Source organism: Rhizobium lentis (assembly GCF_014200175.1).
Classification (GTDB): domain Bacteria; phylum Pseudomonadota; class Alphaproteobacteria; order Rhizobiales; family Rhizobiaceae; genus Rhizobium; species Rhizobium mulingense.
On the sequence record NZ_JACHBD010000001.1, the window covers coordinates 930,064 to 950,776 of the forward strand.

Here is a 20,713-nt window from a genome sequence, read left to right on the forward strand (position 1 = left end):
GTCGGTCCAAACCTCCCGCAGAGGGAGGATCAGAATGCCGGAACCGCTCAAGAACCTGCTGCATGACGCGTTGATTGGCGATATGGCCGATCGCCTCGCCGCCAACGCGCCCTCCTTCGAGAAGGCCCGGTTCGTGAAGCTCGCGACCGACGGCCTCGTGGCGCTGGAGCTGATGGAACGCTCGGCGCTGATCCGCGACGCGCTTTTCGCCACGCTTCCCGAGGATTTTCCTGAAGCAGCCGCCATCCTGAAGGCAAGCCTGCCTGCGTCAGGCAGGCCCGGTCTGACCGGCTGGATGCTGCTGCCGGTCAACCAGTTCATTGCCGCCCGCGGCCCCAATCATTTCGAACTCAGCCTCGATCTCCTCAAGGCGCTGACACCGCATTTCACCGCCGAATACGGTATCCGTCCCTTCATCCATCGCGACCAGCAGCGGGCGCTTGCCATCATCTCCGGCTGGATCGGCGATCCCGACCAACATGTGCGCCGGCTGGCGAGTGAGGGAACGCGGCCGCGCCTGCCCTGGGCCATGCGCCTGCCGGAGCTCATCAAGGACCCGGCGCCGATCCTGCCGATCCTGACCGCCCTGATGGATGATCCGGAGGATTATGTCCGCCGCTCGGTCGCCAACAGCCTCAACGATATCGCCAAGGATCATCAAGATCTGGTCGCCACCTTCATTGCCTGCCATATTAAGGGTGCCTCTTCCGAGCGGCGCCGCCTGCTGAAGCACGCTTCGCGCACGCTCCTGAAGAAGGGCCATACGCAGGCGCTCGCCAATTTCGGGTTCGCCGCTGCCGCGTCGCTCCAATGCGAACTGCGCCTGGTTAAAGGGGAGGTGATGTTCGGCGAAGGGTTGGATTTCGCAATCCGAGTGACCAATGGCAGCAAGGCCGCGCAATCGGTGATGATTGACTACGCCATTCACCATGTGAAGGCTGATGGCTCGCTGTCGCCGAAAGTATTCAAGTGCAAGACGATCATGCTTGCGCCCGGGCAGAGCCAGGCGATCGAGCGCTGCCACGCTATGCGGCCGATCACGACGCGACGCTATTATCCCGGGCAGCATCGCATCGCCATCCTTGTCAACGGTGCGGAAAGCGCGTCGCAAAGCTTCATCCTGAAAATGCCGTCGTCCAACCCGGGCTAAGGCTTTTTGTGCACCGCACTTGACTTTCCACGCGAAATAGCCCAAATGCGGCTCAGCTTTCACCCTTCCGGCCGCCGCGTGAGCGTGCCCCTGCTCAAAAATACGAAACGCAGGAAGAAGGGACAAAAGCGCATTTCGATAGAGCGCCGCACTCCCAAGAGCGGCCAGAAGCGCTGGAAAGCTTTTTCCAACTCACAAGTTCCCACTTCACGCGGGGTTCTTGACGCCAGAATGAAACCGGATCGCATGGTGCGTTCCGGCCATAGTCATTGTGGCGCCCCGAAAGGTTATGCCTTGACTAATTTTGAATCGCTTGGTGTCTCCAAGCCGATCGTCGCCACCTTGTTCCAGCTCGGCATCGAAACGCCGACGCCGATCCAGGAACAGGCCATCCCCCTCCTCCTCCAGGGCCGAGACCTGATTGGCCTTGCCCAGACCGGCACCGGCAAGACCGCCGCCTTCGGCCTGCCGCTCATCGAAAAGCTGCTTGCCGACGAGCGCCGCCCTGACAACCGCACGACGCGGACGCTGATCCTGGCGCCGACCCGCGAACTGGTGAACCAGATCGCCGACAATCTGAAGAAGTTCATCCGCAAGTCGCACCTGCGCGTCAACGTCGTCGTCGGTGGGGTCTCGATCAACAAGCAGCAGCTGCAGCTCGAAAAGGGCACCGATGTCCTGGTCGCAACGCCCGGCCGCCTGCTCGATCTCGTCAATCGCCGCGCCATCACCCTGACCACAGTGCGTTATCTCGTGCTTGATGAGGCCGACCAGATGCTCGACCTCGGCTTCGTGCACGATCTGCGCAAGATCGCCAAGCTGGTGCCGAAGAAGCGCCAGACCATGCTGTTTTCGGCCACCATGCCGAAGACGATCGCCGATCTCGCCGGGGAATATCTCGTCGATCCCGTCAAGGTCGAAGTCACGCCTCCGGGCAAGGCTGCCGACAAGGTCGAGCAGTATGTCCATTTCGTCGCCGGCAAGAACGACAAGACGGAACTGCTGCGCAAGTCGCTGACCGAAAATCCCGACGGCCGCGCCATCGTCTTCCTGCGCACCAAGCACGGTGCGGAGAAGCTGATGAAGCACCTCGACAATATCGGCTATTCCGTCGCCTCGATCCACGGCAATAAGAGCCAGGGCCAGCGCGAGCGGGCGCTGAAGGCCTTCCGTGACGGCAGCATCAAGACGCTGATCGCCACCGACGTTGCCGCCCGCGGAATCGACATCCCTGCCGTCAGCCACGTCTACAACTACGACCTCCCGGAAGTGCCCGACGCCTATGTCCATCGCATTGGCCGCACGGCGCGCGCCGGCCGCGACGGCATCGCGATTGCCTTCTGCGCCCCGGACGAAGCCAAGCTGCTGCGTGACATCGAGCGCCTGATGGGCATCGACATCGCAGTAGCAAGCGGCGAACCGCCGGCCAATATCGGCAATAGCGGCCCCCGCCGCGGCAACGGAAATGGCAACAACCGCAACCGCGGTGGCGGCCAAGGTCGCGAAGGTCAAGGTCGCGGCGAAGGCCGTGGCGATGCGAACCGTTCGGAGCATCGCGGCAGCCGTCAGGAACGCCGCCCGCGTCCCGAACGCACAAGCCGCAACGAGGATTTCCGCGGCCAGCGCCGCGGCGAAGCGACCCCGGATCTCGGCCCCGACAATGATCTAGTCTCGACCTCCGACTTCCGCCCTTCGGCAAAGCCGCAGCGTCCCGCACATCAAGGCGCTCACGCCAATGGCGAACCGAGTGGACATCACCGCGGCAATAACCGTCACGCGCACGGTCGCCCGGCCCGAAAGCACGGCGAAGACCGCGGCCAGCACCAGGCCCAGGGCGGCGAACCGCGCCGCGAGGGCAATGGCGGCAATCGCCGCGGCGGCTCCGGCTCGCGCAACGGCGGCCAGCGCCGCGAACGCGCCTGATCAGCGGTTGATTGAAAGTGCAAAGGCCGGGGTATTCTCCGGCCTTTTGCTATTTATGCTTCCGCGGGTTTGCGGCGTTCGACTACCTTGCGGTTGGTCAGATGGACGCCGACGACCACGATCACTGTGCCGAGAATCAACGGCACGGTCAGCGGTTCCCCGAAGGCGATGAAGGCTTCGAACGCGACGGCTGGCGGCATCAGATAGATCAGCGAGGCGGCGCGAGAGACCTGTCCCCGGCGGATCAGATAAAGCAGCAGCCCGACGCCGCCCATCGACAGTCCGAAGACTGACCAGATCAGCGCGGCAAAGGCCTGCGGGGTGCCGTCCAATTGCTGATGCTCGAAGATCAGCGAGAGCGGCAGGGTGAGAATCAGTGCCCCGACATATTGCAGCGTCGCAATCGACCTGAGGTCGCCGGATTGCAAGTGCTTCTTCTGGTAGAGCGTGCCGTAGGTGACGGCCCCCATGGCGATAAGGTTGATCGCCAGCGGCAGGGCCGCATGCGTGAGATCGGCGGTCGCCGGATCGAGGAGTTTCGGCGAAATGGCAATGGCAATGCCGATGAAGCCGAAGACAAGGCCGAGCTTCTGCGCCTGTTGCAACCGCTCGCCGACGAGAAACGGAGCCGCCATCGCCGTCAACAACGGCTGCAGCGCCGCGATGATGCCCGATATGCCGGCCGGCACGCCATTGGCGATCGCCCACCACAGGCCGGCGAGATAAAACCCGTGCAGGAAGAAACCGGAATAAACAGCCCGCAGCGCCGTCGCCCGGCTTTTCGGCCATTGCGCCCCGGTCGCCACGCAAAAGGCGAGGAACGCCAGGGCCGACAGCGCGTAACGTATCGAAAGGAAGGTAAAAGGCTCGGAATGCAGCGCCGCATATTTCGCCACCACCCAGCCAGTGGACCAGAGCAGGACGAAGACGGCGGGGGCGAAGCGGTCGAGGGACATGGGGCTGCTCAGCGGAAAGGAGTTCGCCGTGCTGATAGCTGCACCCGAGGGCCGCGGTCAAAGGCGAAGCGTTGATGCTTATTTGAAATTCCGTTGATGGCTGGACAATTCAATGTGACCAAAGAGTCATGTCGGAAGCTCGCCAGTATGTTCCCGCATTGAGGATTTTTCGGCGCTTCCCCGCACTCTACCTCATTCCGGTGCTCGTCACAGGAATCCAGTGAGCCCGAGTCCTTTGGCGCGATAGACCCTCTTCACTTTAGAAGTCATTCACGGCGCGGACGCGTGTAGCTGGATTCCCGTGACAAGCACAGGATGAGGGAGCGTGTCGGAAGTCCATGCCCCAAATATCCGCCGAGCGAAAAAACCACCACTTGCCCAAATTTTGCGCAATCTTTGCAAAACCCCATTTGCTGCATCACCTCAAATGGCCGGAATTCTGCCTCTTTCCCGCAACGCAAAATCTTTTCCACGAACTGCGCATGGTTCTTGCATTGCAATTTGCGTTGTATTCAAATGAACAAAAAAGGGGAGCCGCACCTTTGGCATTTGACGAAATGATTACCGGGGACGAAAGTCCTCGCCCGCCTTATGAAAAATATTTTGAGTGGTACAATAGCCAAGACCGGTCGCATCTGATTGCCAAGTCCCGCGATGCGGAAAACATCTTCCGGAAGACCGGCATCACCTTCGCGGTCTATGGCCATGCCGACAGTTCCGAAAAGCTCATTCCCTTCGATATCATTCCCCGCATCATCTCCGCCCGCGAATGGCGCAAGCTTGCCCAAGGCATCGAACAACGGGTGATCGCGCTCAACGCCTTTCTCGACGATATCTACCATAAGCAGGAGATCATCCGTGCCGGCCGCGTTCCGCGCGAGTTGATCGAGCACAATGTCGCCTTTCTGTCCGAGATGATCGGCTTCCGCCCGCCCGGCGGCGTCTACACCCATATCGTCGGCACTGACATCGTGCGCACCGGCGAGGATCAGTTCTACGTGCTGGAGGATAATGCCCGCACGCCTTCCGGCGTCAGCTACATGCTGGAAAATCGGGAAACCATGATGCAGATGTTCCCGGAACTCTTCCATGAGAACAAGGTGCAGCGCGTCGAAGACTATCCCTATCTGCTGCGCCAGAGTCTTGCTTCGCTTGCGCCTCCCGGCTGCACCGGCAAGCCGCGCGTCGCGGTGCTGACGCCGGGCATCTATAATTCGGCCTATTACGAGCATTCCTTCCTCGCCGACATGATGGGCGTCGAACTGGTCGAGGGCTCTGATCTGCGCGTCATCGACGGCAAGGTGAAAATGCGCACGACCCGCGGCTACGAGGCGATCGACGTGCTTTACCGCCGAGTCGACGACGACTTCCTCGATCCCCTCACCTTCCGAGCCGATTCTGCGCTCGGCATCCCCGGCATCATGGACGTCTATCGCTCCGGCAACATCACCATTGCCAACGCGCCCGGAACCGGCATTTGCGACGACAAGGCGATCTATTCCTATATGCCGGAGATCGTCGAATTCTACACTGGCAGCAAGGCGCTGCTCGAAAACGTGCCGACCTGGCGCTGCTCGGAAGCAGCAAGCCTGAAATACGTGCTGGAGCACCTGGAGGAACTGGTCGTCAAGGAAGTCCACGGCTCCGGCGGCTACGGCATGCTGGTCGGACCGACGGCGTCGAAGAAAGAGCGTGCCGATTTCGCCGAAAAACTGAAAGCCAAGCCGAACAACTACATCGCCCAGCCGACGCTGTCGCTCTCCACCGTGCCGATCCTCGTCAATAAGGGGATTGCGCCGCGCCATGTCGATCTGCGCCCTTATGTGCTCGTGTCGGACAAGGTTCAGATCATACCGGGCGGGCTCACCCGCGTGGCGCTGAAACAGGGCTCGCTCGTGGTCAATTCCAGCCAGGGCGGCGGCACCAAAGACACCTGGGTATTGGAGGACTGATGCTCGGAAGAACTGCAAACGGCCTCTACTGGATGTTCCGTTACATCGAGCGCGCCGAAAATATCGCCCGCCTCGTCGACGCCGGGCTGCGCATGTCGCTGACCCGCAGCAGCGCCGGCGACGACAACTGGGATGGCGTGCTGCAAAGCGCCGGCGTGCGCGAAGCTTATGACGAAGGCCACGCTAAGCTGACGAATGCCGATGCGATCGATTATCTCCTGCGCGATCGCTCTAACCCGTCGAGCGTAATGTCCTGCATCGAGTCCGGCCGCAACAATGCCCGCATGGTACGCACCGCGCTGACGCGGGAGACCTGGGAAGCGACCAACGAATGCTGGATCGACCTGAAGGCGCTGCTTGAAAAGCGTGTGAAGGCCGCCGACCTGCCTGAAGTGATCGACGTCATCAAGCGTCGGGCCGGCCTCATCCGCGGCGCCTTCCACGGCTCGACGCTGCGCAACGAGCTCTATAACTTCGCCCGCATCGGAACCTTCATTGAGCGGGCCGACAATACCAGCCGCATCCTCGACGTGAAATATTACGTGCTGCTGCCCTCGGTCTCGGCGGTCGGCTCCTCCCTCGACAACGTGCAGTGGGAATCGATCCTGCGCTCGGTCTCCGCCCACCGCGCCTATAGCTGGGCCTATGACGGCGAATACCGGGCGATGAACATTGCCGACTTCCTAACGCTGAACGTCCAGATGCCGCGTTCGCTTGCCTATTGCTACGAAAAGATCGTCAGCAATCTCGGCTATCTCGCCCAGGATTACGAGGCGCGGCTGCCTGCCCACGACACCGCCGACGCGATCCGCACGACGCTGCAGACCCGTGCGATCCGCGACATCATGGATCAGGGCCTGCACGAATTCCTGGAGGATTTCGTCTCGCGCAACAACCAGCTCGGCGCGGAGATTTCCGACGGCTACCGGTTCTACGTTTAAGCGGATCAGACCATGAGACTGAAGATCAGCCACCTCACAGAATACCGCTACGACGAACCGGCGCACTTCTCGCTGCAACGCCTCAGGCTGACGCCGCCGACAACCGCTGCTCAGAAGGTGCTCGGATGGTCGCTGAACGTCGAGGGCGCCACGCCCGAGGTGGAGTATGACGACCAATACGGCAACCACGTCAATCTGGTCTCGCTGGAGGGCGTGCAGCATGTGACGCGCATCTTGGCCGAGGGCGAGGTCGAGACGGCGGACAATAACGGCGTCACCGGCCCGCACACCGGCTTCTGCCCGCTTTGGCTCTTCCTGCGCGAGACGCCGCTAACAAAGGGCGGCAAGCTCATCAAGGAACTCGTCAGGAGCGTCGGCGGCGAAAACGAGCTTGCCCGCATGCATGCGCTGATGGCGGCAATCCATGAGACGGTCGACTATAAGCCCGGCACCAGCAACGCCGCGACGACGGCCGAACAGGCGCTGGAGAAGAGGAGCGGCGTCTGCCAGGACCACGCGCACATCTTCGTCTCCGCCGCCCGCGCCCTGCAGGTCCCAGCCCGTTACGTCTCCGGCTATCTGATGATGGAGGAGAAGATCGAACAGGCGGCGACTCATGCCTGGGCCGAGGCCCATATTCCCGGTCTCGGCTGGGTCGGCTTCGATCCCGCCAACGAGATCTGCCCGGATGCCCGCTACGTCAGGATCGCCTCCGGCCTCTGCTACCGCGACGCCGCGCCGATCTCCGGCATGCGCATCGGCACGCCGGGCGAAACGCTGTCGGTGACCGTCAAGGTGAAAGATAGTGGGCAGATGCAGAACCAGAGCCAGAGCTGAGCGACATCGGCAACTGTGAATCTATGCCCCCTGCGGCCCGGCCGGGGAGCCGGCGACTGGCGCATCCGGCATTCCGACACATACTCCGGCGCGTTAAACTCCACACCCAGGCAGCAATCAATCTGCTGCAAAAACCTGGAGGTGGCCACGCCCGCCATAGCCGAGGATCGCTTGATCGGCCGTCATTAACGGTACGCGATGGAAACGGGCTGTAGCGACGATGAGGCGGTCAGCAGGATCGGCATGAAAAGCACCGGGCAACCGAGCGCTATCCACCGCAATCGATGGCTCAATTGGTGCAAGTTCAATTCCCGGCAGAGCCAACGCACTATCGATCCACCGCCCGACATCTTCGCCGAGAGCCAAGCGTCCTTTCTGCACAAGCATCGCGATTTCCCAAGGTGTAATAGCCGAAATCAGGATCCGGCTTTTCTCCGTCATCTCGTCGATGATGCGCCGGGCCTGTGAACCGAGACGCGCATCGTCATGCATCGCCCAGATCAGGATATGGGTGTCAATGACGATCAACGGACGGCTTGCCAATCCTCCGGCTCGCCTGCCGGGGATAGCGGATCGTCATAGCGTAGGACGCTGCCCTTCATCGCGCCAATAATGCTTTTCCGCTCGTTTGCCTCGCGTGCCGGTGAGAGCACCGCAACAGGCCTGCCGCGCTTGGTGATCACGATGGTTTCGTCATCGCTCTGCATCTGATCGATAAGGTTCAGGCATTTCGCCTTGAACTCAGCTGCGCCGACCACCTTCGACATGACTATATCTCCTGTACATCTGTACCGAAATATAGACATTTTCGGAGCAAGCGCAAAGAAAAAGGCGGGATGAAATGCCCGCCTTTTTCCAGCTTCGAATATGCCCTGTCAGTGGCTGTCCTTGCCGACAGCATTGCCGCGACATCCCTTGAGGAAGTCGAGGTCGGCTCCGGTATCGGCACCTTCAACATGCTGCTGATGCAGGAAGGCATAGCCCGAGGTCGGTAGATCGTGGTTCGGCTGCCATTCGGCAAGCCGCCGCGCCAGCTCCTCGTCGGAAATGTCGAGATGCAGACGACGGTTGGGCACGTCGAGCTCGATCATATCGCCGGTCTTGACGACCGCGAGCGGGCCGCCGACGGCCGCTTCCGGAGAGGTGTGCAGAACAACTGTGCCGTAGGCCGTTCCGGACATGCGGGCATCGGAGATGCGCACCATGTCGAGGATGCCCTTCTTCAGCACCTTGGGCGGCAGTCCCATGTTGCCGACTTCGGCCATGCCGGGGTAGCCCTTCGGTCCGCAATTCTTCATGACCATGACGCAGGTCTCGTCGATGTCGAGGCTGTCGTCGTTGATCTTGGCCTTGTAATCGTCGATATCCTCGAACACGACCGCCCTGCCCTTATGGACCAGGAGATGCGGCGAGGCGGCTGAAGGCTTCAATACGGCGCCCTTCGGCGCGAGATTGCCGCGCAGAACGACGATGCCGCCCGACGAGGTCAGCGCTTTTTCGGCCGGCAGAATGACGTCTTCGTTCCAGTTGACGACGCCCTTGACCTCGTCCCAGACGGTTTCGCCGGAAACCGTCAGTGCGTCCTTGTGCAGCAGGCCGGCCTCACCGAGGCGCTTCAGCACGACAGGCAGGCCGCCTGCATAGAAAAACTCCTCCATCAGGTATTTGCCCGACGGCATCAGGTTGACGATGGTCGGCACGTCACGGCCGCAGCGGTCCCAGTCGTCGAGCGACAGATCGATGCCGACGCGGCCGGCGATGGCGAGCAGATGGATGACGGCATTGGTCGATCCGCCGATCGCCGCGTTGGTGCGGATGGCATTCTCGAAAGCCTGTTTCGTCATGATATCGGACGGCTTCAGATCATCCTTGACCATCTGCACGATGCGCCGGCCGGTCAGCTGCGCCATGACCTTGCGGCGGGAATCGACGCCCGGGATCGCGGCGTTGCCGGAGAGTGCCATGCCGAGCGCCTCGGCCATGGATGCCATGGTGGAAGCGGTGCCCATGGTGTTGCAGGTGCCCGACGAGCGGCTCATCGAGGCTTCCGCCTCGAGGAACTCGGCCTGCGTCATCTCGCCGGCCTTCACCATTTCGGAGAACTTCCACAGATGCGTGCCGGAGCCGACGCGTTCACCGCGGAAATAGCCGTTCAGCATCGGCCCGCCGGTGACGACGATCGACGGCAGATCGCAGGAGGCCGCACCCATCAGAAGCGACGGCGTAGTCTTGTCGCAGCCGACCAGCAGCACGCAGCCATCCATCGGCTGACCGCGGATCGCTTCTTCCACTGCGAGTGCCGCGAGGTTGCGGTACATCATCGCAGTCGGACGGAAGGTGTTTTCCGAAGCCGAGAACACCGGCACCTCGAGCGGGAAGCCGCCGGCCTCCCATACGCCCGCCTTCACCTTCTCGGCGAGCTCTCTCAGATGACCGTTGCACGGGGTCATATCCGACCAGGTGTTGAGGATGCCGATCACCGGCCGGCCGTCGAACAGGTCGTGCGGATAACCCTGGTTTTTAAGCCAGCCGCGATGATAGATCACGTCGCGGCTCGTGCCGCCGTACCATTCCTGCGACCTCAGCCTGCGCGGCCATTCCGCTTTCTTTTTCATTTTCTCTGTCCTTCAGTGATTGCCGGGCCGCCTCGTACGGCCCGGGTCAGCGGATATGTCTCAAGCCAGCGTGTAGGCCGTCTTGACCACGGTAAAGAATTCGCTCGCATACTTGCCCTGCTCGCGCGGACCGTAGGACGAACCCTTGCGGCCGCCAAACGGCACATGGAAGTCGACGCCTGCCGTCGGTAGGTTGACCATGACCATGCCGGCCTCGGAATTGCGCTTGAAGTGCGTCGCATGCTTCAGGCTGGTCGTGGCGATGCCGGCCGAAAGCCCGAACGGTGTGTCGTTGGCGATGGCAAGCGCCTCGTCGTAATCCTTCGCACGGATTACCGAAACGACAGGTCCGAAGATCTCTTCGCGCGAAATCCGCATCTGATTGGTCGCTTCGGTAAACAGCGTCGGCTGCAGGTAGAAGCCGGGCGTCTCGCGGGAAATGACTTCGCCGCCGAAGGCGAGCTTGGCGCCTTCCTTTTTGCCGATCTCGATATAGTCGGTATCGGTCTTCAGCTGCCGCTCGTCGACAACGGGGCCGATATGAGTGCCGGCCTTCAAAGCATTGTCGACGACCAGCGTCTTCAGCTTGTCGGTCAGCGCCGCGACGAACTTGTCGTGAATGCCTTCGGTGACGATCAGGCGCGAGGACGCGGTGCAGCGCTGGCCGGTCGAGAAGAAGCCGGAATTGGCGGCAGCTTCGACGGCGACGGAAAGGTCGGCGTCGTCGAGCACCACCATCGGATTCTTGCCGCCCATTTCGAGCTGGAACTTGCGGTTATGCTCGATCGAGGCGGCGGCGACGCGCCGCCCGGTACCTGTGGAGCCGGTGAAGGTGATGCCAGCAACGTCGGGGCTTTCGAGCATGGCCTGACCGACGACCGAGCCCTTGCCCATGACGAGGTTCAACACGCCCTTCGGCAGGCCGGCGCGGTTGAGGATATCGACGATTGCCCAGGAGCAGGCCGGCACCAGTTCGGCCGGCTTGAAGACGATGGTGTTGCCGTAGCAGAGCGCCGGCGCGATCTTCCAGGCGGGGATGGCGATCGGGAAATTCCAGGGCGTGATGATGCCGATGACGCCGAGGGCTTCGCGGGTGATCTCGACGCCGATGTTCGGGCGAACCGATGGGATGACCTCGCCGGCGAGCCGCAGCGCTTCACCTGCGAAGAATTCGAAGATCTGCGAAGCACGAATAACCTCGCCGGTCGCTTCCGGCAGGGTCTTGCCCTCTTCACGGGCGAGCAGCGCGCCGAGCTCGCCCTTGCGCGCCATGATCTCGTCGCCCGTCTTCTTCAGGATGACATGGCGTTCCCAGATGCCCGAGCGCGACCAGGCCGGAAAGGCGGCCTTGGCAGCGGCGATGGCGTTCTTGGTGTCTTCGGCGCTGCCGTCGGCATAGAGACCGACGACTTCGTTGGTGTCCGACGGGTTGATGTTCTTCGTCGCGTTCGTGCCGACCCATTCGCCGGCGATCAGGTTTTGATAAATGGTCATGGGCTCAACAAGCCTCCTTTACCGTTTACAAACACGGCCCGGCTGCGGACGCAGCCCGGCCTCGAAAATCAGAGCTGCTTGACGGAAATCTCTTCTTCGGCCGCTACCTTCAGGGGATTCCTGAGCGGCAGGCCGAATTCGGCGACTTCGATCTCGAAGAGGTCGCCCTCTTCCGTCTTGATGCCGTCGGCAAAGGAAAGTGTCGCCGTGCCGAACATATGGACATGAACGTCTCCCGGAACCCGGAAGAGGCCATATTTGAAATGGTGATATTCCAGATTGGCGAACGTGTGCGACATATTCGCCTCGCCCGAAAGGAAGGGTTTTTCGAAGATCACCTTGTCGCCGCGCTTGATGCGCGACGTGCCGCGAATATCTTCCGGTGCTGCGCCGATGCGGATCTCAGGGCCGAAGCTTGCCGGGCGCAGCTTCGAATGGGCAAGGAAGAGATAGTTCATCCGCTCGGTGACGTGGTCGGAAAACTCGTTCGACAGCGCAAAGCCAATGCGGAACGGCGTTCCGTCCTTGGCGATGACGTAGATGCCGGCCATTTCCGGCTCTTCGCCGCCGTCGAGCGCGAAGGAGGGCGAGACAAGCGGCGCGCCGGGGGCCGCCGCGCCATGGCCGTTGCCCTTATAGAACCATTCGGGCTGCACGCCCTTTTCGCCGGCTTTCGGCTTGCCGTTCTCGAGGCCCATCTTGAACATCTTCATCGAGTCGGTCAGCGTTTCCTCGGCCGCCTCGGTGGTCTTCTTGTGCATGCTATCGCGGGTGGCGGCCGAGCCGAGATGGGTGAGGCCGGTTCCGGTCAGATGCAGGTGAGCGGCGTCGGGATGGGTAATCGGCGGCAGGAAGCGCCCTTCCGCATAGGCCTTCTCAAGATCGACGGCCTCGCCGTAGCCATGGGCCTCAATAACTGCCGCCAGCGACTTGCCGCCGTCGGCAGCTTCCATCGCCAGCGCATAGACGCTGCCGGCGTTGTTGACCGACCTTGCCGCGCCGCCCTGCTCGCGCACGGCGACGACAATCTCTCCGTTGGCACCCTTGATCTGGGAAATAAGCACGACTTCGATCCTTCTCGTTCCGGCGAAGACAGAAAAAGCTCCGCCTGTCCGGCTCCATCAGGAGCCGGAATCCATCTTTCATATGACTGCGAATGCCTGGACCGGCGCCTGTAGGCGCTTAGCCCTTGTTCTTGTTGTAAACGTCGAAGAACACGGCGGCGAGAAGCACCGCGCCCTTGACCATCTGCTGTGAGTCGGTGCCGAGTCCGTGGATCGACATGCCGTTGTTCATGATACCCATGATCAAGGCGCCGATCACCGCACCCGTCACCTTGCCGACGCCGCCCTGGGCCGACGCGCCGCCGATGAAGCACGCGGCGATGACGTCGAGCTCGAGACCGAAGCCGCCCTTGGCCGTCGCCGAGTTGAGGCGCAGCGCCACGATCAGGCCGGCGAGACCGGCAAGCAGGCCCATATTTGCAAAGGTCAGGAAGGTTAGCCGCTCTGTATTGATACCGGAAAGCTTGGTGGCCTTCTCGTTGCCGCCCATGGCATAGATGCGGCGGCCGATCGTCGTGCGGCGGGTAATGAAGGCATAGGCCGCGACGAGAACGAGCATGACGACAAGCACGTTCGGGAAGCCGCGATAGACCGACAGCTGAATGCCGAGTGCGAGAACGGCGGCCGCAACAATCAGGTTCTGGATGAGGAAGAAGCCCATCGGCTCGACGTCATTGCCATGCTTCTCGTTCGACAGGCGCTTGCGCCATGCCAGATAGAAGAGGGTGACGGCGCCGACGACGGTCAGGACGATCGAGGTCGAGTTGATGCCGCCCATATCGATGAGGTTGGGCAGGAAGCCGATGCTGATGAGCTGGAACTCCGGCGGGAACGGACCGATGCTGGTGCCGGTGCCCGATGCCGTCATCACGAACAGCGTCAGGCCGCGGAAAACCAGCATGCCGGCCAGCGTGACAATGAAGGACGGAATCTTGTGATAGGCGACGAAATAGCCCTGCAGGCCGCCGACCAGCGCGCCGAGCGCCAGGCAGACGACACCCGCCAGCACGTAATTCATGTGCCATTGCACTGTCATCACGCCGGCGATGGCGCCGATGAAGCCGACGACGGAGCCGACCGAAAGATCGATATGGCCGGCGACGATGACGAGCAGCATGCCGAGCGCCATGATGACAATGAACGAGTTCTGCAGGATGATGTTCGTCAGGTTGAGCGGCCGGAAGAGAACGCCGCCGGTCGAAATCTGGAAGAACACCATGATCGCGATCAACGCGATAAACATGCCGTATTCACGGATGTTGCCGCGAACGTAGTCTCCGATGGAGACGACACGCCCCTGCTCAGCGATGGGTTGATTGATCGGCGTCATTGTTTCTTCTCTCCTGAGCGCATGATGGCGCGCATGATGGTTTCCTGGCTCGCTTCTCCCTTCGGCAGTTCCGCAACGATACGCCCTTCATTCATGACGTAGATGCGGTCGCAGGTGCCGAGCAGTTCCGGCATTTCCGACGAGATCATCAGAACGGCTTTGCCGTCAGCCGCGAGCTGGTTGATGATAGTATAGATTTCGTATTTTGCGCCAACGTCGATGCCGCGCGTCGGCTCGTCGAGGATCAAAACATCGGGATTGGAGAACAGCCACTTCGACAGCACCACCTTCTGCTGGTTGCCGCCGGACAGATTGACCGCCTCCTGGAAAATGCTGGAGGAGCGGATGCGCAATTTCGACCGATAGTCAGTCGCCACCCGGGATTCCTTGACGCTGTCGATGACGGATGCATTCGACACCGCCTTCAGATTGACGAGCGTCGTATTGTGCAGGATCGTATCGTTGAGCACGAGACCGAGCTGCTTGCGGTCTTCTGTGACATAGGCAAGACCTGCGTCGATCGCCTTGCGCACGGTGCTGACATCGACATGCTTGCCATGCATCAGCACTTCGCCCGACACCTTGTGGCCATAGGACTTGCCGAACAGGCTCATGGCGAATTCGGTGCGCCCTGCCCCCATCAGACCGGCGATGCCGACCACTTCGCCCTTGCGGACGGTGACGTTGACATTGTGCAGGACCTGACGGTCGCGGTGCTGCTGGTGATAGGCGTTCCAGTTCTTCACTTCGAGAATGGTTTCGCCGATCGGCACCGAACGCGGGGGATAACGGTCCTCGAGATCGCGGCCGACCATGTTGCGGATGATGATGTCTTCGCTGATCTCATCGGCATGACAGTCGAGCGTCTTGACCGTCATGCCGTCCCGCAGCACGGTGATCTGGTCGGCAACCTTGCGGATCTCGTTCAGCTTGTGTGAGATGATGATCGAGGTGATCCCCTGATTGCGGAATTCCATCAAGAGGTTGAGCAGCGCGTCGGAATCGCTTTCGTTGAGCGAAGCGGTGGGCTCGTCGAGGATGAGCAGCTTGACGCTCTTCGACAGCGCCTTGGCGATCTCGACGAGCTGCTGTTTGCCGACGCCGATGTCGGTCACCAGCGTATTCGGAGATTCCGACAGGCCGACTTTCTTGAGCAGCTGCTTGGTGCGGTTGAACGTCTCGTCCCAGCTGATGACGCCGCTCTTGGCATTTTCGTTGCCGAGGAAGATGTTCTCGCCGATCGACAGCAACGGCACGAGCGCCAGTTCCTGGTGGATGATGACGATGCCGATTTCTTCGGAATCCTTCAGGACCTTGAAGTTGCGCGTCTCGCCTTCATAGACGATGTCGCCGTCATAACTTCCGGTGGGATAGACCCCCGATAGGACCTTCATCAGGGTCGATTTGCCGGCCCCGTTTTCGCCGACCAATGCGTGAATTTCACCCTTGCGAACCTTGAGGTTCACGTTCTCCAGCGCCTTGACGCCCGGGAACGTCTTGGTGATGCTCCGCATTTCGAGGATGGTGTTGTCCATAGTCAAAAGTTCCAGCGCCTTCGGCCAAGCGGCCTGGCGATCATAAAATCGAAGACCGGAACCCGCAAGCGCGGGCTCCGGCCTCCTGCTTGATGTCTTACTTCAGCTTGTCTTCGGTGTAGTAACCGCTGTCGACGAGGATCTGCTTGTAGTTGGTCTTGTCGACGGCAACCGGCTTCAGCAGATAGGACGGAACGACCTTGACGCCGTTGTCGTAGGTCTTGGTGTCGTTGACCTCAGGCTCCTTGCCGGACATGACGGCATCGACCATGGCAACCGTGACCTTGGCGAGTTCGCGGGTGTCCTTGAAGATCGTCGAGTGCTGTTCGCCAGCGATGATCGACTTGACCGACGGTATTTCAGCGTCCTGACCGGTGACGATCGGGAGCGGCTGAGCAGCCGTACCGTAACCTACGCCCTTCAGCGAGGAGATGATGCCGATCGAGAGGCCGTCATAGGGAGACAGGACGGCGTCGACCTTGGCGTCGGTGTAGTTGGCCGAGAGCAGGTTGTCCATGCGGGCCTGGGCCGTTGCCGGATCCCAACGCAGGGTGCCGACCTTGTCCATGCCGGTCTGGCCGGACTTCACGACGAGCTTGCCCGAGTCGATGTAGGGCTGCAGAACCGACATGGCGCCATCATAGAAGAAGAAGGCGTTGTTGTCGTCCGGCGAACCGCCGAAGAGTTCGATGTTGAACGGGCCCTTGCCATCCTTGAGGCCGAGGCCGTCAACGATGGAGTTAGCCTGCAGAACGCCGACCTGGAAGTTGTCGAAGGTGGCGTAGTAGTCGACGTTGGCCGAGTCGCGGATCAGGCGGTCATAAGCGATGACCTTGATGCCGGCATCGTGTGCCTTCTGGAGAACGTCGGAAAGCGTCGTGCCGTCGATCGAAGCGATGACGAGGACCTTGACGCCCTTGGTCACCATGTTTTCGATCTGCGACAGCTGGTTCGGAATGTCGTCGTCGCCATACTGCAGGTCCGTGCCGTAACCGGCAGCTTGCAGCTGCTTGACGATGTTGTTGCCGTCGTCGATCCAGCGGGCCGAAGCCTTGGTCGGCATTGCAATGCCGACGGTACCCTTGTCGGCGGCCATCGCCGGTGCAACGAACGAAGCGACGCCGAAGGCAGCCGCAGCCATCAATGAGATAATGGATTTCATTTCTCTCTCCCTTGTTAATAGAGCAGCGGACGAAAAATCGCCCGCCCCGAAACTGTGGCAGGTTCCGTATTGGATAGTTACTTCAGATGGTGAGAAACGAAGTAGGTCTCCTCCACGATCTCACACGTGTTGAGTGCCAACCAGCACACGGCGGCAAACTGGTATGGATTCCTATAACTGTCAAATAGAATAAGTGGTAAAGTGCATAACAATTTTGGTATATCGTTAAAAAGTATTACTTTTGATGGAGCGCAGCGGGGAGGCTGCAACCATGACGATCGTTTCAGAGCCCATTTCTATGGATCACGTCGATATCCACAGCGACAATTTCGGTGATGACAACCTTTTACGGGCAGGACTTAAGCTGAATCACCTGCGCATGATCGTCGCAATCGAAGATAGCGGACAGATTTCCGCAGCCGCGGAAGTCCTCAACATTTCGCAGCCCGCCGCATCGCGCATGCTGTCCGAAATGGAGGCAATCACCAAGACGCAGCTCTATGAGCGGGTGGCCCGCGGCGTGGTGCTGACGACCTTCGGCGCGGCCCTTGCCAGGCGGGCAAGAAAGATCCTTCTGGAGCTGCGCGAGGCGAGCCGCGAGATCGGCGAATTGAAGAGCGGCAAGGGCGGTTCTGTCTTCATCGGCGCGGTGACGGCGCCGGCTATGAGCCTCGTGGTCCCTGCGATCAACAGGGTGCGCAAGGCTTACCCCGGCATCGAGATCAACATCCAGGTGGAAACCAGCAACGTGCTCGCCCGCGAGCTGCTTGCCGCCCGCCACGACTTCATCATCGGCCGCATCCCCGACGACCTCAACCCGCGCCTGTTCGAGGTGACGGAGATCGGCATCGAGCGGGCCTGCCTGATCGTGCGCAAGAGCCATCCGCTGTTAAAGCAGAAGGTGAGCAGCCTCGCCGACGTCAGGGGTTACGACTGGGTGTTTCAGCCGCCGGGCACGCTCCTGCGCCGCACGATCGAGGACATCTTCCTGTCGCAAGGCGTGGCGCTGCCAGAAAATATCGTCAACACCTCCTCGCTGTTGCTGACCTGCGCCATCGTCTGCGAGACCGACGCGATCGCCCCCGTCGCTGTTGATGTTGCCCACTTCCTCGCGAGCCAGGGCGCCAAGGCCTCGGACGTGCGCGTGCTGCCGATCGATTTCGACATCAACGTCAAACCTTACAGCCTGATCGCGGCAAGCGAGCGGGCGCTGCCGCCGAGCGCAAGGCTGCTTTACGACATCATCCTCGAGGAAAGCCGGAAGCAGGCGGGATAAGGCCGCAAGCCCTGCGCCATCTTCTGCACCTTTAATGCGCGCCGGAGCAATTCCGGGAAAAAATGCTCAGCCAGTTTTTGCGTCCGGAAATTGCGTGAAAAAATGGAGCACGTCCGTCGCTCGAAGACGGAATGCTCTTGAGGAAGCGGGATGCTGTTCGGACAGTCGATATTTCAATCAGTCCTCGAACGGCTGAAGGCAGAAGACGAGACGGCCGAAGATGAGGCCGGATCGCCAGCTCATAGCGTCTCCGGCCTCGGCACCGGGCTTGCCTTCGATGTGATGCAGGGTGTCTCCGTCGCTTCGCAGCGGGTCGGTGAGGCCTATTTCGACAATCTCGATCTCGCTGCGGCCGCCGGGCTCACGGAGAAACCGGAGCCTGGGCCGAACCCCGAGCCTGTCATGCCCGAGCATCTGACCCGCACGGCGCCGCAGGAAGTTGCCGCCGAACTGGGGATCTCGGCCGCCGATACGCCGCTGACGCTGAGTGAAAAGCGCCGCGCCTTCGCGCGGGCCAATCACCCCGACGGCGTCGCCCTGCCCTTTCGCGACAATGCGACGAAGCGGATGATGCTGGCCAATCTCTTGATCGACGAGGCGCTGCGGCGAATCGGCCGCTGACACATCTTAGTCTACCTGCCCGTCCTTCGACGGTTTTTCCGCGGCTGGCTCCGCGGGCTCTTCGTCGTCATCAGCGTCGGGTTCGGCGGTCGGCTGGGGATTGAAGGTCCAGAACAGCATATAATAGGCATAGGCCCCCGCCGAAGCCGAGATCACGGCCCAGAAGGGATCGCCGCCGATAATCTCGACCGTGGCCCAGCTGAAGCAGACGGCAACGATGGCAATCCGCACCCAGAGGCGCCGGTATGCCGGATGGTTCGGATCGATCAGTTGCATCTGCGCCCCACAGTCCAATATGTCACACATGCCCCCGGCATGCGTCGCACCGCTCACGGCCTGTGCCGCGCTTGTCTTTAGTTCGAATCTTGCAATTGTGAAAGAGCCGCGGGCTTGACGCGACGCAGAGAAGATGGAATGAAAATTCCAGTTTTTGGGTAATTCGGTTTATTTGTTCCGAATTCAAGGGAGGTTCCTATGACAGTGAGATTCGGTCTTCTCGGCGCCGGCCGCATCGGCAAGGTTCACGCCAAGGCCATCAGCGGCGACGCCAATGCGACGCTGGTTGCGGTGGCGGACGCCTTTCCGCAGGCCGCCGAAGCCATCGCTTCGGCCTATGGCTGCGAGGTCCGCACCATCCAGGTGATCGAGGCCGCCAAAGATATTGACGCGGTCGTCATCTGCACACCGACGGACACGCATGCCGACCTGATCGAGCGCTTCGCCCGCGCCGGCAAGGCGATCTTCTGCGAAAAGCCGATCGATCTCGACGTCGCCCGCGTCAAGGCCTGCATCAAGGTGGTGGAAGAGACCGGCGCCAAGCTGATGGTCGGATTCAACCGCCGCTTCGACCCGCATTTCATGGCGGTGCGCAAGGTCATCGACGACGGCAAGATCGGCGACGTCGAGATGGTGACGATCACCTCGCGCGATCCCGGCGCCCCGCCGGTCGATTATATCAAGCGCTCGGGCGGCATCTTCCGCGACATGACGATCCACGATTTCGACATGGCCCGCTTCCTGCTCGGCGAAGAGCCGGTGTCGGTGCTGGCGACCGCCGCCGTGCTCGTCGACAGGGCGATCGGCGAAGCCGGCGACTACGACAGCGTCTCGGTGATCCTGCAGACCGCCTCGGGCAAGCAGGCCGTCATCTCCAACTCCCGCCGCGCCACCTATGGCTACGACCAGCGCATCGAAGTGCATGGCGCCAAGGGCATGGCAGCGGCCGAAAACCAGCGCCCGGTTTCGATCGAGGTGGCGAACGGCGACGGCTACACCCGCCCGCCGCTGCATGATTTCTTCATGACCCGCTACACCGAAGCCTACGCCAACGAGATCGCCGCCTTCATTGCCGCGATCGAGAAGGGCTCGAAGATTTCGCCGTCCGGCGCCGATGGTCTCGCAGCGCTGGCGCTTGCCGATGCGGCGGTGCAGTCGGTCAAGGAAGGCAAGCTGATCAAGATTGGCTGACGGCCCTCTCCCGACCGGCAACCATGCATGAGATGGCCGGGCAGACGCCCGGCCATTTTGCGTTTGCCTGGTAAAGGCGGCGGTGTGAATGCCCAGCTCAAGGCCGAACGGGGCGGAGGGTGCGGCCCTGGATTCCAGGCTAAGGGCCTGGAATGACGGAAAGTGAGGGTTGCGTTTGCAACAAAATCGCCGCCGGCGCAGCGGATGAGGCGTCGCAGTTGCTGGTCGAAGGCGGCTATACCGGGCACCGGACGCGACCCGCCTGCCGAAACGCCGACCCCTCGTTTAGCAGTAACCCGCCCCCAACCTCCGTCATTCCAGGCCTTGAGCCTGGAATCCAGCCACCGCGCGTCTGCGCGGTGAATGAACCCCATAAGGCCTTGAAGGGAG

Annotated in this window: 18 protein-coding genes; 8 read left to right on the top strand and 10 right to left on the bottom strand. The window is 61.3% G+C overall.

Annotated elements, in window-relative coordinates:
• Positions 1-34: 34 nt before the first annotated feature.
• Both GGI60_RS04525 and GGI60_RS04530 read left to right on the top strand, forming a co-directional pair.
• Positions 35-1,150 carry a DNA alkylation repair protein gene (locus tag GGI60_RS04525; RefSeq protein ID WP_183912241.1) on the top strand — a complete coding sequence of 372 codons (1,116 nt, stop codon included), beginning with the start codon at positions 35-37 and terminating at the stop codon, positions 1,148-1,150.
• Between the two features lie 246 nt (positions 1,151-1,396).
• Positions 1,397-3,073 (top strand): DEAD/DEAH box helicase, encoded by a 1,677-nt coding sequence (locus GGI60_RS04530; protein ID WP_183913844.1) that lies wholly within the window; start codon positions 1,397-1,399, stop codon positions 3,071-3,073.
• Positions 3,074-3,126: 53 nt separating this feature from the next.
• Here GGI60_RS04530 and GGI60_RS04535 read toward each other — a convergent pair whose 3' ends face one another.
• Positions 3,127-4,029, bottom strand: a complete 903-nt coding sequence (locus GGI60_RS04535) for a DMT family transporter (protein WP_183912239.1) — start codon at positions 4,027-4,029, stop codon at positions 3,127-3,129.
• Between the two features lie 542 nt (positions 4,030-4,571).
• On the opposite strand from GGI60_RS04535, the gene GGI60_RS04540 reads away from it, so the two are divergent.
• From GGI60_RS04540 to GGI60_RS04550, 3 genes are read left to right on the top strand one after another with little or no spacing between them, the layout of a single operon-like run.
• On the top strand, positions 4,572-5,981 hold the full coding sequence (locus GGI60_RS04540) for a circularly permuted type 2 ATP-grasp protein (protein WP_183912237.1): 1,410 nt from the start codon (positions 4,572-4,574) through the stop codon (positions 5,979-5,981).
• Positions 5,981-6,922 carry an alpha-E domain-containing protein gene (locus GGI60_RS04545; protein WP_183912235.1) on the top strand — a complete coding sequence of 314 codons (942 nt, stop codon included), beginning with the start codon at positions 5,981-5,983 and terminating at the stop codon, positions 6,920-6,922. The genes GGI60_RS04540 and GGI60_RS04545 overlap by 1 nt, the downstream gene beginning before the upstream one ends.
• A 12-nt stretch (positions 6,923-6,934) precedes the next feature.
• Positions 6,935-7,759, top strand: a complete 825-nt coding sequence (locus tag GGI60_RS04550; protein ID WP_183912233.1) for a transglutaminase family protein — start codon at positions 6,935-6,937, stop codon at positions 7,757-7,759.
• A gap of 117 nt (positions 7,760-7,876) precedes the next feature.
• On the opposite strand, the gene GGI60_RS04555 is transcribed toward GGI60_RS04550, so the two are convergent.
• The 8 genes from GGI60_RS04555 to chvE form a co-directional block, all read right to left on the bottom strand.
• Positions 7,877-8,287 (bottom strand): type II toxin-antitoxin system VapC family toxin, encoded by a 411-nt coding sequence (locus tag GGI60_RS04555; RefSeq protein ID WP_183912231.1) that lies wholly within the window; start codon positions 8,285-8,287, stop codon positions 7,877-7,879.
• Entirely contained in the window at positions 8,284-8,526 is a 243-nt protein-coding gene (locus GGI60_RS04560) for a type II toxin-antitoxin system Phd/YefM family antitoxin (protein ID WP_183912229.1), read from the bottom strand. The genes GGI60_RS04555 and GGI60_RS04560 overlap by 4 nt, the downstream gene beginning before the upstream one ends.
• Before the next feature lie 108 nt (positions 8,527-8,634).
• Positions 8,635-10,374, bottom strand: coding sequence for an L-arabinonate dehydratase (gene araD, locus GGI60_RS04565; protein ID WP_183912227.1), 1,740 nt, complete (start codon positions 10,372-10,374; stop codon positions 8,635-8,637).
• 60 nt (positions 10,375-10,434) lie between these two features.
• Positions 10,435-11,868 (bottom strand): aldehyde dehydrogenase family protein, encoded by a 1,434-nt coding sequence (locus tag GGI60_RS04570; RefSeq protein WP_183912225.1) that lies wholly within the window; start codon positions 11,866-11,868, stop codon positions 10,435-10,437.
• Positions 11,869-11,936: 68 nt separating this feature from the next.
• On the bottom strand, positions 11,937-12,932 hold the full coding sequence (gene araD1, locus GGI60_RS04575; RefSeq protein ID WP_183912223.1) for an AraD1 family protein: 996 nt from the start codon (positions 12,930-12,932) through the stop codon (positions 11,937-11,939).
• A gap of 118 nt (positions 12,933-13,050) precedes the next feature.
• The gene (gene mmsB, locus GGI60_RS04580; RefSeq protein ID WP_183912221.1) at positions 13,051-14,262 is read right to left on the bottom strand and encodes a multiple monosaccharide ABC transporter permease; all 1,212 of its coding nucleotides are present in this window, start codon (positions 14,260-14,262) and stop codon (positions 13,051-13,053) included.
• On the bottom strand, positions 14,259-15,797 hold the full coding sequence (gene mmsA, locus GGI60_RS04585; RefSeq protein WP_183912219.1) for a multiple monosaccharide ABC transporter ATP-binding protein: 1,539 nt from the start codon (positions 15,795-15,797) through the stop codon (positions 14,259-14,261). The genes mmsB and mmsA overlap by 4 nt, the downstream gene beginning before the upstream one ends.
• A 97-nt stretch (positions 15,798-15,894) precedes the next feature.
• Complete coding sequence (gene chvE, locus GGI60_RS04590; protein WP_011426401.1) at positions 15,895-16,959, bottom strand: multiple monosaccharide ABC transporter substrate-binding protein; 1,065 nt, start codon at positions 16,957-16,959, stop codon at positions 15,895-15,897.
• A 271-nt stretch (positions 16,960-17,230) separates the two neighbouring features.
• On the opposite strand from chvE, the gene GGI60_RS04595 reads away from it, so the two are divergent.
• Both GGI60_RS04595 and GGI60_RS04600 read left to right on the top strand, forming a co-directional pair.
• Positions 17,231-18,235 (top strand): LysR family transcriptional regulator, encoded by a 1,005-nt coding sequence (locus tag GGI60_RS04595; protein ID WP_183912217.1) that lies wholly within the window; start codon positions 17,231-17,233, stop codon positions 18,233-18,235.
• A 150-nt stretch (positions 18,236-18,385) separates the two neighbouring features.
• Positions 18,386-18,856: a hypothetical protein gene (locus GGI60_RS04600; RefSeq protein ID WP_183912214.1), complete on the top strand. Its 471-nt coding sequence runs from the start codon at positions 18,386-18,388 to the stop codon at positions 18,854-18,856.
• 6 nt (positions 18,857-18,862) lie between these two features.
• Here the strand turns inward: GGI60_RS04600 and GGI60_RS04605 are convergent, their stop codons facing one another.
• Positions 18,863-19,132 carry a hypothetical protein gene (locus GGI60_RS04605; protein ID WP_183912212.1) on the bottom strand — a complete coding sequence of 90 codons (270 nt, stop codon included), beginning with the start codon at positions 19,130-19,132 and terminating at the stop codon, positions 18,863-18,865.
• Positions 19,133-19,330: 198 nt separating this feature from the next.
• On the opposite strand from GGI60_RS04605, the gene iolG reads away from it, so the two are divergent.
• Positions 19,331-20,323 carry an inositol 2-dehydrogenase gene (iolG, locus tag GGI60_RS04610; RefSeq protein ID WP_183912210.1) on the top strand — a complete coding sequence of 331 codons (993 nt, stop codon included), beginning with the start codon at positions 19,331-19,333 and terminating at the stop codon, positions 20,321-20,323.
• The last annotated feature ends 390 nt before the right edge of the window (positions 20,324-20,713 follow it).